Origin of the sequence: Microtetraspora malaysiensis (genome assembly GCF_050947145.1) — a bacterium.
In the GTDB taxonomy this organism is placed as follows: domain Bacteria; phylum Actinomycetota; class Actinomycetes; order Streptosporangiales; family Streptosporangiaceae; genus Microtetraspora_A; species Microtetraspora_A malaysiensis.
In genome coordinates, this window is sequence record NZ_CP191998.1 from 7,020,231 (window position 1) to 7,035,470 (window position 15,240).

13 protein-coding genes are annotated in these 15,240 nt (G+C 71.2%); 10 read left to right on the forward strand and 3 right to left on the reverse strand.

Translation table 11 applies throughout. From position 1 onward, the window contains the following. From ACQP1V_RS33050 to ACQP1V_RS33070, 5 genes are all read left to right on the forward strand, one after another. Nucleotides 1-1,776 (forward strand): acyl-CoA dehydrogenase family protein, encoded by a 1,776-nt coding sequence (locus ACQP1V_RS33050; protein WP_433414085.1) that lies wholly within the window; start codon nucleotides 1-3, stop codon nucleotides 1,774-1,776. Then, nucleotides 1,769-2,236 (forward strand): acyl-CoA thioesterase, encoded by a 468-nt coding sequence (locus ACQP1V_RS33055; protein WP_433414087.1) that lies wholly within the window; start codon nucleotides 1,769-1,771, stop codon nucleotides 2,234-2,236. The genes ACQP1V_RS33050 and ACQP1V_RS33055 overlap by 8 nt, the downstream gene beginning before the upstream one ends. Next, nucleotides 2,233-3,018, forward strand: a complete 786-nt coding sequence (locus tag ACQP1V_RS33060) for a hypothetical protein (RefSeq protein WP_433414089.1) — start codon at nucleotides 2,233-2,235, stop codon at nucleotides 3,016-3,018. The genes ACQP1V_RS33055 and ACQP1V_RS33060 overlap by 4 nt, the downstream gene beginning before the upstream one ends. After that, nucleotides 3,015-3,860: an acyl-ACP desaturase gene (locus tag ACQP1V_RS33065; protein ID WP_433414091.1), complete on the forward strand. Its 846-nt coding sequence runs from the start codon at nucleotides 3,015-3,017 to the stop codon at nucleotides 3,858-3,860. The genes ACQP1V_RS33060 and ACQP1V_RS33065 overlap by 4 nt, the downstream gene beginning before the upstream one ends. 265 nt (nucleotides 3,861-4,125) lie before the next feature. Then, on the forward strand, nucleotides 4,126-5,445 hold the full coding sequence (locus ACQP1V_RS33070) for an extracellular catalytic domain type 1 short-chain-length polyhydroxyalkanoate depolymerase (protein WP_433414093.1): 1,320 nt from the start codon (nucleotides 4,126-4,128) through the stop codon (nucleotides 5,443-5,445). A gap of 132 nt (nucleotides 5,446-5,577) precedes the next feature. On the opposite strand, the gene ACQP1V_RS33075 is transcribed toward ACQP1V_RS33070, so the two are convergent. After that, nucleotides 5,578-6,471, reverse strand: a complete 894-nt coding sequence (locus ACQP1V_RS33075) for a hypothetical protein (RefSeq protein ID WP_433414095.1) — start codon at nucleotides 6,469-6,471, stop codon at nucleotides 5,578-5,580. Continuing rightward, the gene (locus tag ACQP1V_RS33080; protein ID WP_433414097.1) at nucleotides 6,468-6,788 is read right to left on the reverse strand and encodes a PadR family transcriptional regulator; all 321 of its coding nucleotides are present in this window, start codon (nucleotides 6,786-6,788) and stop codon (nucleotides 6,468-6,470) included. The genes ACQP1V_RS33075 and ACQP1V_RS33080 overlap by 4 nt, the downstream gene beginning before the upstream one ends. 138 nt (nucleotides 6,789-6,926) lie before the next feature. Here ACQP1V_RS33080 and ACQP1V_RS33085 point away from each other — a divergent pair, with 138 nt between their 5' ends. Next, the gene (locus tag ACQP1V_RS33085) at nucleotides 6,927-7,361 is read left to right on the forward strand and encodes an NUDIX hydrolase (protein WP_433414099.1); all 435 of its coding nucleotides are present in this window, start codon (nucleotides 6,927-6,929) and stop codon (nucleotides 7,359-7,361) included. 110 nt (nucleotides 7,362-7,471) lie between these two features. Further along, nucleotides 7,472-8,386 carry a YDG/SRA domain-containing protein gene (locus ACQP1V_RS33090; RefSeq protein WP_433426042.1) on the forward strand — a complete coding sequence of 305 codons (915 nt, stop codon included), beginning with the start codon at nucleotides 7,472-7,474 and terminating at the stop codon, nucleotides 8,384-8,386. A gap of 60 nt (nucleotides 8,387-8,446) precedes the next feature. On the opposite strand, the gene ACQP1V_RS33095 is transcribed toward ACQP1V_RS33090, so the two are convergent. Further along, complete coding sequence (locus ACQP1V_RS33095; RefSeq protein WP_433414101.1) at nucleotides 8,447-9,037, reverse strand: GNAT family N-acetyltransferase; 591 nt, start codon at nucleotides 9,035-9,037, stop codon at nucleotides 8,447-8,449. A 185-nt stretch (nucleotides 9,038-9,222) separates the two neighbouring features. Between ACQP1V_RS33095 and ACQP1V_RS33100 the strand changes: the two genes are divergently transcribed. The 3 genes from ACQP1V_RS33100 to ACQP1V_RS33110 all read left to right on the forward strand — a co-directional run bounded on the left by ACQP1V_RS33100 (nucleotide 9,223) and on the right by ACQP1V_RS33110 (nucleotide 14,983). After that, entirely contained in the window at nucleotides 9,223-10,326 is a 1,104-nt protein-coding gene (locus ACQP1V_RS33100; RefSeq protein WP_387418505.1) for an IS5 family transposase, read from the forward strand. A 161-nt stretch (nucleotides 10,327-10,487) separates the two neighbouring features. Beyond that, complete coding sequence (locus tag ACQP1V_RS33105; RefSeq protein ID WP_433414103.1) at nucleotides 10,488-12,371, forward strand: HSP90 family protein; 1,884 nt, start codon at nucleotides 10,488-10,490, stop codon at nucleotides 12,369-12,371. After that, on the forward strand, nucleotides 12,368-14,983 hold the full coding sequence (locus ACQP1V_RS33110) for a hypothetical protein (RefSeq protein WP_433414105.1): 2,616 nt from the start codon (nucleotides 12,368-12,370) through the stop codon (nucleotides 14,981-14,983). Before ACQP1V_RS33105 ends, ACQP1V_RS33110 begins: the two co-directional genes overlap by 4 nt. The last annotated feature ends 257 nt before the right edge of the window (nucleotides 14,984-15,240 follow it).

Consider the following 15,240-nt stretch of genomic DNA (forward strand, 5'->3'; position numbering starts at 1 on the left):
ATGACCGATCTCCCACCGCCCCGCTCGATGCCCGACACCGTCGGGCTGAACCCCTTCACCGCCAGCCCCGTACTCCCCCGCATCCTGCACCGCTGGCTCGACGACGACGCGGCGCGGTGGGCGGCCGAGCACTGCACCGGCATGGGCGAGCTCGCCGCCGGGCCGCTCGACGAACTCGCCGCGACCGCCGACCTGAACGGCCCGCGATTACGGCCGTACGACCAGCGCGGCGTGCGGGTCGACGAGGTCGAGTTCCATCCCGCCTGGGACGGCGTGGTCGACGTCGCCTACCGGCGGTTCGGCATCGCCGCCATGTCGCATCGCGAGGGAGTGCTCGGCTGGCCGGGCCGCGCCCCCGAGGTGGCGAAGCAGGCGCTGTTCTTCCTGCTCGCCCACGCCGACCGCAACGTCGTGACCGGCCTGACCATGACGGACGTCCTGGCCCGCGTCCTGCGGCTCTACGCGCCCGAGCTGGCCGAGCGGTACCTGCCCCGGCTCACGGCCACGGACGGGGACCTCTGGCAGGCGGCGATGTTCCTCACCGAGAAAGCCGGCGGCTCCGACGTCGGGGTGAACGAGACCGAGGCCCGTCTCGACGCCGACGGCTCCTGGCGGCTGTACGGCGACAAGTGGTTCTGCTCCAACTGCCAGGCGGACCTCATCCTCACCCTGGCCCGGCCGCAGGGCGCCGGTCCCGGCACCGACGGGCTCGGGCTGTTCCTGGTCCGGCGCACGCTGGACGACGGGTCGCGGAACGCGTACGTGATCAACCGGCTCAAGGACAAGCTCGGGACGCGCGGCCTCGCCTCCGGCGAGGTGACGTTCACCGGCGCGTACGCCGAGCTGGTCGGCGGCCCGGGGGTGGGCTTCCGGCAGATGACGGAGATGCTCAACCAGACCAGGGTCGCCAACTCCGTGGTCGCCGCGGCCCTCGTCCACCGCGCCTACCTGGAGGCGCGCGAACACGCGACGGGCCGGGCGGCGTTCGGCCGGCGGCTCTCCGACCACCCGCTCATGCGCGAGGTACTGGCCGACCTCGCGCTCGCCGCCGAGACGTCCACCCGGCTGGCCTTCTACACGGCCGGGCTGCTGCAGCGCTCGGACGCCGGCGACCGGGTGGCCGGGGTGCTGCTGCGCACCCTCACCCCGCTGGTCAAGTACCACACGGCGCGGCAGGCGCAGTGGGCCTGCCACGAGGCGATGGAGGTGCGGGGCGGGAACGGCTACATCGAGGACTGGCCCAACGCGCGGATGGTCAGGGACGCCCACCTGCTGTCCATCTGGGAGGGCAGCGGCAACATCATGCTGCTCGACTTCGCGCGGGCGCTGCGCCGTACCGGCTCCGGGTCGACGCTGGTCGAGGCGCTGGCCGCGCCGCTCGGCCCCACCGGCCACACTGCCGACAACACTGCCGACCACACTGCCGGCGCCTTTGCCGGCGACCCGCTCGGCGCGGCCGTACGGGAGAAGGCCGCGGCGTGGGCGCGGGAACTCGCCGACTGGGAGCGGCTTCCGCCCGAGGAGGCCCAGTTCGCGCTGCGCGGGCTGGCCGAGCGGTGCCTGCACATCCTCTCGGCCGGGCTGCTCGCCGCCGACGCCGCCGAGGATTTGCATGGCGGCGACGCGCGCCTCGCCGTACTGGCCCGTCGCCACGAGCGGGCCTGGAGGGCCGCGCCCGAGCCGCCCGACCGGGCGCTGTCGACCGGCTTCCCCGGCCTGATCAGCGGAGCCGCGGTCGACCCCTCCGTACTCGAAGTGGAGACGCTGCATGGGTGAACACATGGATGAATACGCCGTCCCGCTCGACATCCGGTTCCACGACATCGACGGGCAGGGGCACCTCAACTCGGCGGTGTACCACTCGTACGCCGAGCACGCGCGGTGGTGCCACCTGCGCTCGCTCGGGGTGCTGCCCGAGGACCTGCGCGGGGGCGGCGTCGGCCCGGTCCTGCTGGAGTCGACGATCCGGTTCCGTCGCGAGGTGCGGGCCGGGCAGACCATCCGGGTCACCGTCGCGTACGAGTGGGGGGAGCCGCACGGGCGCACGTTCGTGCTGCGGCAGGCGTTCCTCTTCGAGGACGGCGCGGTCGCGGCCGAGATGGAGAGCGTGTGCGGTCTGCTCGACCTGAACGCCCGCAAGCTGATCGTCGACCCGCGCGGCTATCTCGCCGGCCTGTCGCCGGCCGCCCACGACGCGTTCGGCGCGTTCGACGTGTTCGACGGGGGCGCGGAATGACCGGCGTCCTCGACTTCGACGAGCTCTTCTACAAGCACGAGCGGGTCCGGTGGTCGCCCACCCACGACCTCCCGCCGTTCAGCGAGATCGACCGTTCGAAGATCGACGGTGACATGGTGGACGGGCTCGTCGTGCTGGCCCGCACCGAGTTCTCCTCCATCCCCGCGATCCTCGACCTGGTCCGGATCTTCCGGAACGACGCGGACCTGACGGCCTGGCTGTCCATCTGGTTCGCCGAGGAGGTCCGCCACCACCTGCTGCTGCGGCAGTGGGCGGAGGCCGCGGGCCGCGACCCGGAGGGCATGGTGCCCGAGCTGACCCGGCCGGAGCTGGGCGACCCGCCGGCCATCGCGACGCTCGCCGTCAACGTGCTGGGCGAGGTCCGTACCTGCCGGCTGTACGGGGCGATGGCCGCCTCCTGCGAGGAGCCGGTGCTGGCCGCGCTGCTCAAGAAGATCGCGGGTGACGAGGGACGGCACGCGCAGGGCTTCGCGCACTACGCGCGCAAGCTCGCCACGGCCGACCCCGACGGCGCGGTGCCGGTGCTGCTGCGCGTCGGGCAGTTGTGGTGCGACCCCGACAGCGGGCTCGCGGACGCCAACCCGGCGGCGGAGAACTACCAGGAGGCCGAGACCGCCGCGGCGATGGCGGAGCTGCACCGCCGGTGGGTGGACCCCGAGCGGGAGGCTCGCGCCATCTGCTCGCTCTTCGGCGACATCGCGGGCCTCCCCATCTCGACGCCCTCCGATTTCGCGACCCTGAGGAAGCAGGTCCGAGCGTGATCGACTTCGACCCGCTGGAGAAACACCTCGCCCGGCTCCTGGAACGGCACGACCGGTCCCGTACCCCCTGGACGTACGACGACCTGATCGAGCGGATGCAGGATCGCCGGCTCGACGCGATGGTCCGCCGCCTCGGCGACGGGCCGGTGGACCTCGCGTCGGTGCGGGCCGCCTGGGCCGCGGGCGCGGGGCCGCTCCACCCCGACCACGCCAAGGCGCTGGAGACCGCCTATCTCGGCGAGACGAACCTCCCGTGGTACGCCGAGAACCTGTACGCCCACCTCGGACGCGGGCATCCTCTGCTGGCCGACTTCTTCCGGCGGTGGGTGGCCGAGGAGGACCAGCACGGCCGGGCGTTCGAGATCTATCTGCTGATGGACCGGGCCGTGCCGTCCGCGGAGATGCTCGACGCCAAGACGACGATGCTGCGCGCCGGTCGCCCCGCGCCCGCCGTGGACCCGTTCGAGATCATGGTCTACACGTCCATCCAGGAGCTGTCGACGCGGGTCTTCTACGCGCGGCTCTCCCGCGTGGTCGCCGACCCGCTGCTGGCCGACCTGCTGCGCCGCGTCCAGGCCGACGAGTCGCTCCACCTGGCCTTCTACCGGGACGCGGTCCGGCTCGCGCTGCGGCAGCGGCCCGAACTGGCGGAGGTGGTCCACCGGGGGCTGATGGGTTTCCGCGAGCCCGTGACCGTGCTGCCCGACTACGAGGAGCGCAAGGCGCTCATCTGGGACACGGGGCTCAGCAACCTGCAGGTCTTCCGCACCGAGGTCGTCGAGCCGCTGCTCAACTACTGGGGCCTGGAGGACCCCGCCGCGCGGGCCCGCTGGGCCGGCTGACCCGTCCGTCCCGATATCCGGCCGCGGGACGTGGAGATCCAAGGGAGGCCGCGTGCCGGAGGCGGCCGGGGCAGCCCGGCCGCCGCGTTCCTGGAAAGTTTCAGACCGTCAGCTCGTCCTTCTTGCCCTTGTCCAGCTCAGCGCGCCGGAGCGGACCTTCGACCCGCACAGGTCTTGTCCTGCGAAACATTTCGACAAAGGCTCGGAATGTTTCAGATCCGCATGCCCCTCCACGCGGACGCCCCCGAGGCAGGAAGGACAACCGATGAGGGTGAAAGCTCAGGCGCTGGGCGCGATGATCGCGACCGCGCTACTCATGCTGGCGGGCCTGGTCATGGCCGTACCGGCCTCCTCGGCCTCGCTCACCGAGGTGACCGGGTTCGGCACCAACCCCACCAACCTGCGGATGCACCTCTACGTGCCGGACCGCCTCCCGGCGCGCCCGGCGGTCCTGGTCGCGATCCACTACTGCACCGGCTCCGGCCCGGCCTTCTACTCCGGCACGCAGTTCGCCTCGCTCGCCGACCAGTACGGCTTCATCGTCATCTACCCGTCGGCGACCAGGAGCGGCTCCTGCTTCGATGTCTCCTCGCCGCAGGCGCTGCGCCACGACGGCGCCAGCGACCCGGTCGGGATCGTCTCCATGGTGAGGTACGTCCAGCAGCACTACACCACCGACACGAACCGGGTCTACGCCACCGGCGCGTCCTCCGGGGCGATGATGACCAACGTCCTGCTGGGCGACTATCCCGACATCTTCAAGGCGGGCTCGGCGTTCATGGGCGTGCCGTTCGGCTGCTTCGCCACGACCGACGGATCGAGCTGGAACGGCACCTGCGCCAACGGCGCCCTGATCAAGACGCCGCAGCAGTGGGGCGACCTGGTCCGGGCGGCGTACCCCGGCTACAGCGGCGCCCGGCCGCGGATGCAGGTCTGGCACGGCACCGAGGACACGACGCTGCGCTACCCCAACCTCCAGGAGGAGGTCAAGCAGTGGACCAACGTGCACGGGCTCGGTCAGACCCCGGCTCTCACCGACCAGCCGCAGCCGAGCTGGACCCGCACCCGGTACGGCGACAGCGGCATCACCCCTCCCGTCGAGGCGATCAGCGTCCAGGGCGTGGGGCACAGCCTGCCCACGAGCGGCATGGAGCTGGCCGCGATCCGGTTCCTCGGCCTGACGGACACCTCCGGCCCGTCGCCCAGCCCCTCCCCCAGCGCGTCGGGGAGCCCTTCAGCCAGCCCGTCCGCCTCGCCGACCGCGCCGGGCCCGTGCCGGGTCACGTACACGGTGAACGCCTGGAACACCGGCTTCACCGCGAACGTCACCGTCACCAACACCGGAAGCTCCGCGATCAACGGGTGGGGCCTGTCCTTCACCCTGCCGGGCGGACAGAGCGTCACCTCCGCCTGGAACGCCACGGTGTCCCCGGCCGGCGGCCAGGTCACCGCCAGGAACGTCTCCTACAACGCGAGCATCCCTCCCGGCGGCTCGACCGATTTCGGCTTCCAGGGCACCCACACCGGCGACACCGGTAAGCCGGCCGCGTTCGCGCTCAACTCCATGAACTGCGTCATCGGCTGACAGTGCCTGGTCAATGCGGCGTGGCGCCCGTCCGGTCGCCACGCCCCTCCGGCACATCACTCCCCGTCCCGCCCCCGAACTGGTTGGCTGTCGCGTCCGCGCCGACCGGCAACCAGGTGCGCTCAGCGGCGGTCACGCCTTGGCGTGCACCCGGCGGGCGGCGACCAAGGAGGCCACAACGAGAGCGGTGAGCACGCTCCAGTACAGGAAGCCGCGGACGCCGGTCGCAAGCAGGTTCTCGGCCAGGTAGACGAGGCCGGGAAGCAGGTAGACGGCGGCCGCCAGCGCCCAGCGGCCGTCCCTGGCGGCCAGCGTGGCGGCCAGCACCAGCAGCAGGGCCACCACCTCGACGCCGGCCCGCGACACGACCCAGATGGGTTCGTGCATCGGCACCTGCGTGAGCTGCAGCGCCCAGCCGACCAGCGGGACGAGCAGCCACCGCGGCGACCGGACGGGCATCGTCGCACCCCACCACCGGGTCTTCCCGGACGCGCGGCCCGCCCCCGCCCGCCGAACGGCGAGCACCGCCGACGCGGCCGCGACCACCCAGTAGGGCGCGACCGGCGCGAAGTCTCCGTACAGCGGACCGACGTCGAGCACCGGGGTGTGGAACCCCAGGATTATGGGCCAGCTCGTCGCCACCGCGGCGACCGCCGCAAGAGGAGCCGCGACACGCATCCATCCCCGCACGAGCGCCACCATCAGGACGATCCCGAGCGCCGTCCACACCGGGAAGATGACATACGGCAGGACGGGAAGCTGCGCGAAGGTGACAGCCGCCACGATCAGCGCGCCGAGGTGCAGGCCGTCGGTCCACGGCGGCACACCGGACGCGCGGGTGGCCCGGACGCGGACGGTGAACCCGCCGGCGAGGAGATGCAGCGTCTCGCGGAGCGACGGCCGACGGGCCCCGGGCCGGGCCGCCTCCATCAGCGTGCCGATCAGCTCCTCGCCGTGCTCGGCGCGGTAGTCCTTGGGGTAGGCGCGCAGGAGGCGGCGGTACCGCAGTTCGAGAACGTGGTTCATACGCTCGTCACCCCGCTCGGCCGCAGGATGAGTGCGGCGGCGCGCTGCAACCGGGCCGCCTGAGCACGGACGGCGCACACGCCGTCGTCGGTGATCCGGTAGTAGCGCCGCGGACGCCCGTTGACGGTCTCCTCGCGGTCCAGCCGCACCCAGCCGGTCTCCGAGAGCCGGTCGAGCGCGCTGTACAGGGTGCCGACGGCGAGGTCGACCTCGCCGAGCGACTGGGTTCGGGCCTGTTTGATGATCCCGTATCCGTGGAGCGGTTCTTCCATCAAGGCAACGAGGATGAAGTACGTCGCCTCTGTCATTCCGGCCATGGCTCCGACCATATATCGACCGTCGCAGTATTGGGCAGGATGCGCGTATCGTCCCCGAACTGGTTGGCTGTCGCGTCCGCGCCGACCGGCGATTACGGGCGCGCGGTTCCGCATCGGGTTCACGACTCAGGAGTTCACGTGCCGGAGAAGCTCACCGCGGAGAAGGTCCTCTGCTACATCGTCCGCGACGGGCGGCTGCTGGTGTTCCGGCACGCCGACTACAGCTACGAGGAGGTCGGCATCCAGGTCCCCGCGGGGAGCGTCCGTCCCGGCGAGACCCCCGAGGCGGCGGCCCTGCGCGAGGCGCGCGAGGAGACCGGCCTGCATGGCTTCACGGTCGTGCGCAAGCTCGGCGAGACCGAGTACGACATCAGCCCGTACCGGTTCGAGGTGCAACACCGGCACATCTTCCAACTGGAGCCGACCGAGCCCACGGCCGAGCGGTGGACCAGCCAGGAGGACCACGACGGCGAACGGGAGCCGACCCGGTTCGAGTGCTTCTGGATTCCGCTGGAAACCGCGCACATCCTCCAGTCCGGCCAGGGCGCCCTGATAGGCCGCCTCTTCGACTGACGTCCGTAGAGTTGCGGCAGCACGAGGAGGCGATACGCAGTAGAGCCTTGGCTATCGAAAGCCGCCTAACCGGTTTGGAACCATTTACCGATCCTGCTAGTTATGTCGGCATGGCACGGATTTTTGGGCATATTAAGGGCCAGCCCGTTGGGACGACGTACAACAATCGGCGAGAACTGCACGATGCAGGAGTGCATGCTCCACTCCAGGCGGGCATCTCGGGCACGGGAAAGGAAGGCGCCGACTCGATAGTGGTCTCTGGCGGCTACGTAGACGACGAGGACTATGGCGACACCATCGTCTATACCGGTCACGGCGGTCGTGACGCGAACACCGGCCGGCAGGTCCGCAACCAAGAGCTATCCGATCCCGGCAATGCCGGCCTGGTACGCAGTGAGCTCGAAGGGCTTCCCGTTCGTGTCATCCGCGGCCGTAACCCCGACTCTCCCTATGCTCCGACCTCAAGACTCCGGTACGACGGTCTGTTCCGCGTGGAGTCGCACGGGGCGAAGGTCGGCATTGACGGATATCGAATCTGGCAATTCACCCTGGCCAAGATCCCCGAGGAGGGCTCTACGACAGCAGCGCCACGCTCGTCCCAAACTACGCTCGAAGGGTTCGCTGACACCCCTGGCCCTCCCTCCGTTATCGAGACCGTCGTTCAGCGGATTGTCCGCAGCACCAAAGTCGTCCAGCAGGTCAAGGCTTGGTACAACCACGAGTGCCAAATATGCAGACTCACGCTGAGCGTAGCCGGGGGCCTCTACAGCGAAGGCGCACACATTCAGGCACTTGGTAGTCCTCACTACGGCCCCGACGTCGTCGAGAACGTTCTCTGCCTCTGCCCCAACGATCACGTTCTGTTTGACAACGGCGCTATCTACCTCTCGGACGAACTCAAGGTAATTGACGCGCCCACAGGGGAAGCCAAGAGCGCCCTGTTCATTCATCCGTCACATCGAATTGATCCGAGATACGTCGCATACCACCGAGCGCGATGGACAACAGGAACGGCTCGGGGCTGAAGCGCTTGCTCGGCATCGCGGGCGGCCGGGTCGTCGGCACCGGGGCGTGGGCGGGTGTGCTCAGGCGCTGGACCCCGCGTGACTCGGCCTACGGTTCCCGTGGTCACTGTCGGTGTCGAGGCGGGCGTGGATGTGCACGTCGTGCCAGCCGTCGAGATGGCGTTGCTCCCGGCGCTTGGTCCCCTCGGCGGCGAAGCCCGCGTGGTGCGCCACCCGGCAGGACGCCGCGTTCGCCGTCGAGTGGTACAGCTCGACGCGGTGCAGCCCCAGCGTGGCGAAGGACCACGCGGTCAGGGCGATGAGGGCGCGCGGGGCGACCCGGCGGCCCCGGGCGGCGGGCAGCACCCAGTACGACACCTCGGCGAGCCCGTGCGCGAAGTCGAGCCGGCGCAGGCTGATCTGGCCGACGACCTCAGCCGTGTCGACCACGGCCCATCCGGCGCCGGTCTCCTGCCGCCATCGGTCCGGCCAGGCGTCGATCCAGTCGCGGGCCTCGTCGTCCGTCATCGAGCGGCAGTGCCAGCGCTGGATCGCGGGGTCGGCGTAACCGGTGACGACGGCGGCGCGGTCCGACTGCCGCCATGGCCGTAGCCGGACGTCCCCCGCGTCGATCTCGGGCTGGATGAGCGACGCCATCCGGCCCGGCGGCAACGAGGCTTCTATAAGAGCCTGCTGACAAAGGATTTGGCCGCTGAGGCCGGGACCAGGGATGCCCTGGTAGAGACCTTCTTCACGTGATACGCCTGCGGACGAGAGCGGGCTCCTGGTAGCTGAGGTGTTGTCTACGCATCTCGGCGGCCAGGAGCCCGTGGTTGTCTGTTTACACGCCCGCGTCCGTGGGCGCCAGTGGTTGCGCCTCACCGGGGTGCCGATGTCATGGACGGAAGCCGTCGTATCCGTCGGACCTGACCAATGCCGAGTGGGCGGTGCTGGCAGGCGAGGCACGGGCGGTGATGGCCGAGTTGGTCGCGACCACGGGCAGGCCGATGGTCCATGACCTGCGCGCGGTGCTGGACGCGATCAACTATGTGACCCGATACGGGATCGAGTGGCGGGCCCTGCCGGTCGACTTCCCCCAACACGAGGCGGTGTACGCCTTCTTCCTGCGGTGGTCCCGGCGCGGTCTGCCCGAACGGCTCGCCGGGCGATTACGCGGCCGCCTGCGGGTCATGGCCGGACGCGGAGAGCTACCGACAGCCGGCTGCATCGACTCCCAAACGGTCAAGGCCGCCGAGACCGTCCCGGCCGCGGCCTGCGGTTATGACGGGGGCAAGAAGCTGAAGGGGCAGAAGCGGCATATCGCGGTCGACACGCTCGGACTGCTCCTGTGCGTGATCGTCACCGCAGCGTCGGTCCAAGACCGTGACGGCGCACACCCGCTGCTGGCCCGGCTGCGGGAGAAGTTCTCCACCATCACGCTGGTGTGGGCGGACGGCGGCTACGCCGGACGCCTGGTGACCTGGGCCAAGCAGGTCCTCGGCCTGGCTGTCGCCATCGTCAAGCGCTCGGACGATATCCGCGGCTTCGTTGTCCTGCCCCGCAGGTGGGTGGTGGAAAGAACGTTCGCCTGGCTGGCCCGTTACCGCCGGCTCGTCCGGATCTACGAGCGCAAGCCCGAGCACCACGAAGCCATGGTCTGGTGGGCCACCGTGCACCAGATGACCCGCCGCCTGACCCGTGAACTGGCAGGCCAACCGCCCCATGGCCGCTGGAGCGACCCGCCTGCGCTTCCTGACCTGTCCAGTCCCGACCGGCGCGGCAAGGTCTGCGAACTCCTGGCCGCCCAGCCTTGGCGGGCCTGGAAAGGAGCCGAGTTGGCCGCCGTCCTTGGAATCGAGAACGTCAACAGTTTCCGCGTTCAGCTGTCCCAATGGTCGCACCAGGGCTACATCAACAAGATCGGGCCGGCCCTCTATGGCCCCATGTCCACGCGCACTTAAGCCTTCGTCAGCAGGCTCTAAGTGACGGCACCTGCCGATTATGGCGACATCGGCTCGGTGCCGGAGTGGGCAGCTGCTCGGGCGGCGGCGACCGGGACCAGTGAGACGGTGGTTCGGCCAACGTCAGCGTGTTGTCGCAGCGTGCCGCTACGATCGCCCGCATGTTGGCTGACAAGTCAGTAAACGAGCACTCTTTCCAGGTCGACTTGCGCGGCCTGGTCGACCTTCTTTCCCACCACCTGTACTCCAGCCCCCGGGTCTACCTGAGAGAGCTGCTGCAGAACGCGGTGGACGCGGTCACGGCGCGACGGCAGGCCGACCCCTCGGCACCGACCGCGATCCGCATCACGGTGGACGAGACGGGGCTGCGCGTCGACGACCCCGGCGTCGGCCTGACCGAGGCGGACGTCCATCGGTTCCTCGCGACGATCGGCCGCTCGTCCAAACGCGACGACCTGGAAGGCGCCCGCCGGGAGTTCCTCGGCCAGTTCGGCATCGGCCTGCTCGCCTGTTTCACCGTGGCGGAGCGGATCCGGGTGGTGACGCGGTCGGCCGCGGACCCTGAGGCCCCGCCGGTCGAATGGGCGGCGACCTCCGACGGGACGTACTCCGTCCGCCGGTTGGAGCCGGACGAGCGGCCGGCGCCGGGAACCTCGGTGTTCCTGACTCCCCGCCCGGGGGCCGAGCGCTGGTTCGCCCCCGACCTGGTCGTCGAGCTCGCCCGCGACTTCGGCTCGCTGCTGCCGTATGAGGTGACGGTGGACGGTGGCGGGCACACCGTGCGAACCACGGACAGCCCCGCCGTGTGGGACCGCTCGTACGACTCTCCCGCCGCGCGCCGGGCGGCCCTCCTGGCGTACGGCGAGCGCGTGCTCGGCTTCAGGGCGCTCGACGTCGTCGAGCTCGACATCGAGCTGGCCGGCATCCGCGGCGCCGCCTACATCCTGCCGCAGCCGGCGAACCCGTCGGCGGGCGGCCGCCATCGCGTCTATCTGAAGGGCATGCTGCTCGGGGACGCCACCACCGGCCTCCTGCCGGATTGGGCGTTCTTCGCGCGCTGCCTGGTCGACACCGACACGCTGCGTCCGACCGCCTCACGCGAAGGGCTCTTCGAGGACGAAACCCTCGGCGCCGTGCGCGAGGCACTGGGCGGCCGGCTGCGGGACTGGCTCACCGGGCTCGCCGCCCAGGAGCCGCACCGCCTCGCCGCGTTCCTCGCCGTACACAGCCTCGGGGCGAAGTCGCTGGCCAGACACGACCTGGCTCTGTTCAAGATCATGCTGCCGTATCTCGAGTTCGAGAGCACCGACGGCACGGTCACCCTCGCCGAGTTCGCGAGGAGGCACCCGGTCATCCGGTTCACGACCTCCGTCGACGACTTCCGCCAGGTGGCGTCGATCGCCGCGGCCCAGGGCGTCGGCGTGCTCAACGGCGGTTACGCGTACGACGCCGAGCTGTTCGCGCTGCTCCCGGCCGTCGCCCCCGACGTCGTGGTGGAGGAGCTCGACACCGAGGTCGTCACCGCCGCGCTCGACCCCGTCGACCAGGCGGACGAGCTGGCCCTGGCCGGGTTCCTCGCCGCCGCCCGCGGCGCGCTCGACCCGCTGGGCTGCGACGTGATCCTGCGCTCCTTCCTCCCGGCCTCGGTGTCGGCGCTCTATCTGGAGTCCCGGGCGACGCGCGGCGAGCGCACCCGCGCCGAGACCGCCGCCGAGGCGGACGGGGTGTGGGCCGAGATCCTCGGCGCGCTCAAGTCCGAGGCGCCCCGCGCGCGGCTCGTGCTCAACCACCGCAGCCCGGTCGTCCGGCGACTGGCGGGGGTCCGCGACCGGGCCCTGCTGGTCACCACGATCGAGGCGCTGTACGGCCAGGCGCTGCTGATGACCCACCGGCCGCTGCGGCCGGCCGACGTGGCGCTGGTCAACCGCGCGTTCGACGACCTGCTCGGCTGGGCGTCACGCAGCGCGGCCGGGCTCGACGGACGCGAACGGCTCGACGGACGCGAACGGCTCGACGGGCTCGATGAAGGCGAGGAGACGAAGTGAACGTGACGGACATCCAGGCCGCCCTCGACGCGATCAGCGAGCTGCCGCGCGGCCAGGTCAAGATCGAACGCCTGGAACGACTCGCCGCCGACGCGAGGGCCACGGACGACCGGGCGCTTGAGGGCGAGGTGCTCCTCGCCTTGATCGAGGCGCAGGAGTGGGGCGGCGAGCGCGACCGTATGCCGATCGCGTTCGGACGGCTCCTGCGGATCCTCGACGACTTCCCGGACCAGCTCGGCGAGCAGGCCGACATGATCCACTGGCAGCTCAAGTGGATGACCTACAACCTCCTGAGCAGCCCGACCGTCCCGCTGGAGACGACCTACCGCTGGCTCGACGAGTTGCAGAGCCGCTACCGGCAGCGCGGATACAGTCCCCGCCCGATCCTCGCCCTGCGCTCGTGCCTCGCCGGCGACCTCGGCGACCACAGGGCGGCGTCCGCCGCGATGGAGGCGTCCCTCAGCGCCCCGCGGGATGAGATGGCCGACTGCGACGCCTGCGAACGCAACGACTGGGGGACGTGGCGGGCCGACATGGGCGACGACGCGGGCGCGCTGGAGCACTGGGCCCCGCTGATCGACGGCGAGCGGTCCTGCGCGGAGGAGCCGCACCGCGTGCTGGCCAAGGCACTGCTCCCCCTGGTGCGTACCGGACGCCTCGACGACGCGCGTGGCGCCTACCTGCGGGGGTACCCCATGGTCCGCCGTGACGGGAACCTGCGTTCGTCCGTGGGGTACCACATCGAGTTCTGCGCGCTGACGGGCAACGAGGCGCGCGGCCTGGAGATCCTGACCGAGCACGCGTCCTGGCTGACCGGCCCGCGCGACGACGTCTCCGAGCAGCTCGGCTTCCTGAGCGGCGCGGTCGTGCTGCTGCGCCGCCTGGTGGCTCTCGGGCACGGCGACCTGCCGGTCGGCGGGCGGAGCGTCGACGAGCTTCTCGCCCCGCTGGAACGGGAGATCGCCGACGTGTGCGCCCGTTACGACGCCCGCAACGGCAGCACCGTCTTCAGCGAGCGCGTCGCCGCACGGCTCGCCCGCGATCCCCTGCTGGACCGGCTCCCGCTCGGGGCGTCGGCGGTGCTGCCGCGGCCGTCCGCCGTGTCCGTCCCGGCCACTCCGCCGTCCGCGGAGCCGACCCTTGACGAGCTGGTCGCCGAGGCGCGCCGACTGTCCGCTATCTGGCACCCCCACGCCGACAACGCGTGGCGGCGGGTGGCGGAGGCCGGCGAGCCGCTTTCCGAGGAGCTGGCCGCCGAGGTCGCGTACGCCGAGGCCAGGGCGCTGGTGGCCGGCGACCCCGCGGCCGCCCACGAGGCGCTGCTCGCGGTCGCCGAGCGATTCGCCGCCCTGAACGACCAGGCGGCGGCGCTCCGTACCCGGGCGGGCGCCGCCCTGGCCAGGTTCCACATGGGAGACCCGGCCGTCGCCGGAGAGCTCGCCCGGGCGGTCAGCGCGGACGCGGGCGACGCGTACGCCGCCGGGAAGCTCACGCCGGACGACTACCTGACCGCGCGCCGGGCCGTACCCGTCATCGCGATGGGGGCGCTCGCCGGGCGAGAGGATCCGCCTCGCGCCGAGGTCGAGGCGGTGATCGTCCTCCTGGAGGCCGAGCACGCTCTCGCGCTGAAGCACGACGTGCCGCTGCGCGCGGCCGCCTACGAGGACATGCTGGCCCGGGTCCGCTTCCAGTTGGGCGACCAGGAGGGGGCCCGCGCCCACCTCGTCGCGGCGGCGACGCGCTTTGCCGAGGCCGGGGCGGGCTGGCACGCCGTCGACGCCCTGCACATGCTCGCCGGGGTCACCCTGGACGAGAACCCGAAGGAGGCGGAGGAGCTCGCGGGCCGGGCGATCGAGCACGGCGGCGCCCTCCTCGCGCCCGACCGGGCCGCCCAGTTGAGCTCACTGATCGTCGACGCGATCTCCCGGCAACCCGAGCGAGAGCTCGATCTCGCCGGGGCGGCGCTGGCCGCGGCGGCCCGCTGGCAGGGGATCTCCGAACCCGACACGCTCCACAACACCTTCACCGCGGCCCGCGCTTACCACACCCTCGACCGCCCCGCCGAGGCCGCCGCGCTGTTCGAGGAGGCGATGCCGAAGGTCGAGGTCCCGTACGCGCCGCCGATGGTCGCGATGACGCGCGCCCAGTTCGGCGAGTGCCTGCGTGAGCTGGGACGGCATCGCGACGCGGCCGAGCAGTTCGTCGAGGCGGCGCGGCTCGTGCAGGACGACCCGGACAGCACGCGCACGCACGCGGAGCTGGCCTGGTCCGCCGCGCTGGCGCTGGAGTACGCCGAGGAGACACCGCAGGCGCTGGCCGCCTACCGGCGGGCGGCCGAGCTTTGGGGCGATCTCGGCGAGGTGGTGCCGCGCGTACGCTGCCTGCGGTCGGCGGCCTGGCTGATCCATTGGGAGGAAGCTTCCGACGATCCCGGCGACGGCGGCGACCCGATCGACCCGATGGAGCGGCCGGGCCCGGTCGCGATGCGGGCGGTGCTCGCCGAGCTTGAGTCGCTCGCGGAGCAGGACGCCTCCGAGGAGGTCATGGCCGAGCTCGCCACGACCCGCGAGCAGCTCGAGTACATGATCCCCGACGACGACGAGGACGATTGACGCGCTACGCGGTGTCGCGGGCTGGGCAGTGAGTCACGCTGCCGACGACGCGGCCTGACCCGTACCCGCCAGGTACGGCGAGGAGCTGCAAGCTCGGCCCTGAAGCTGAAGGGCCGAGAAGCTGACCCCGTGTCTCGGTTACGAGACACGGGACGCGCCGGTCTCCGTCCTTTCCGGACGGGTGGGGGCGGCGCACGCTGCCGTTCGAGTGGTCGCCAAGCCATTCACAAGTAGGCCTCACTAGACAGATCCCCTGT

What these genes read in the sequence shown, in the direction of transcription:
- ACQP1V_RS33055 (WP_433414087.1), top strand. Translation starts at nt 1,769, where the DNA reads ATGGGTGAACACATGGATGAATACGCCGTCCCGCTCGACATCCGGTTC.
- ACQP1V_RS33105 (WP_433414103.1), top strand. Translation starts at nt 10,488, where the DNA reads ATGTTGGCTGACAAGTCAGTAAACGAGCACTCTTTCCAGGTCGACTTG.
- ACQP1V_RS33080 (WP_433414097.1), bottom strand. Translation starts at nt 6,788, where the DNA reads ATGGCCGGAATGACAGAGGCGACGTACTTCATCCTCGTTGCCTTGATG.
- ACQP1V_RS33090 (WP_433426042.1), top strand. Translation starts at nt 7,472, where the DNA reads ATGGCACGGATTTTTGGGCATATTAAGGGCCAGCCCGTTGGGACGACG.
- ACQP1V_RS33050 (WP_433414085.1), top strand. Translation starts at nt 1, where the DNA reads ATGACCGATCTCCCACCGCCCCGCTCGATGCCCGACACCGTCGGGCTG.
- ACQP1V_RS33075 (WP_433414095.1), bottom strand. Translation starts at nt 6,471, where the DNA reads ATGAACCACGTTCTCGAACTGCGGTACCGCCGCCTCCTGCGCGCCTAC.
- ACQP1V_RS33070 (WP_433414093.1), top strand. Translation starts at nt 4,126, where the DNA reads ATGAGGGTGAAAGCTCAGGCGCTGGGCGCGATGATCGCGACCGCGCTA.
- ACQP1V_RS33060 (WP_433414089.1), top strand. Translation starts at nt 2,233, where the DNA reads ATGACCGGCGTCCTCGACTTCGACGAGCTCTTCTACAAGCACGAGCGG.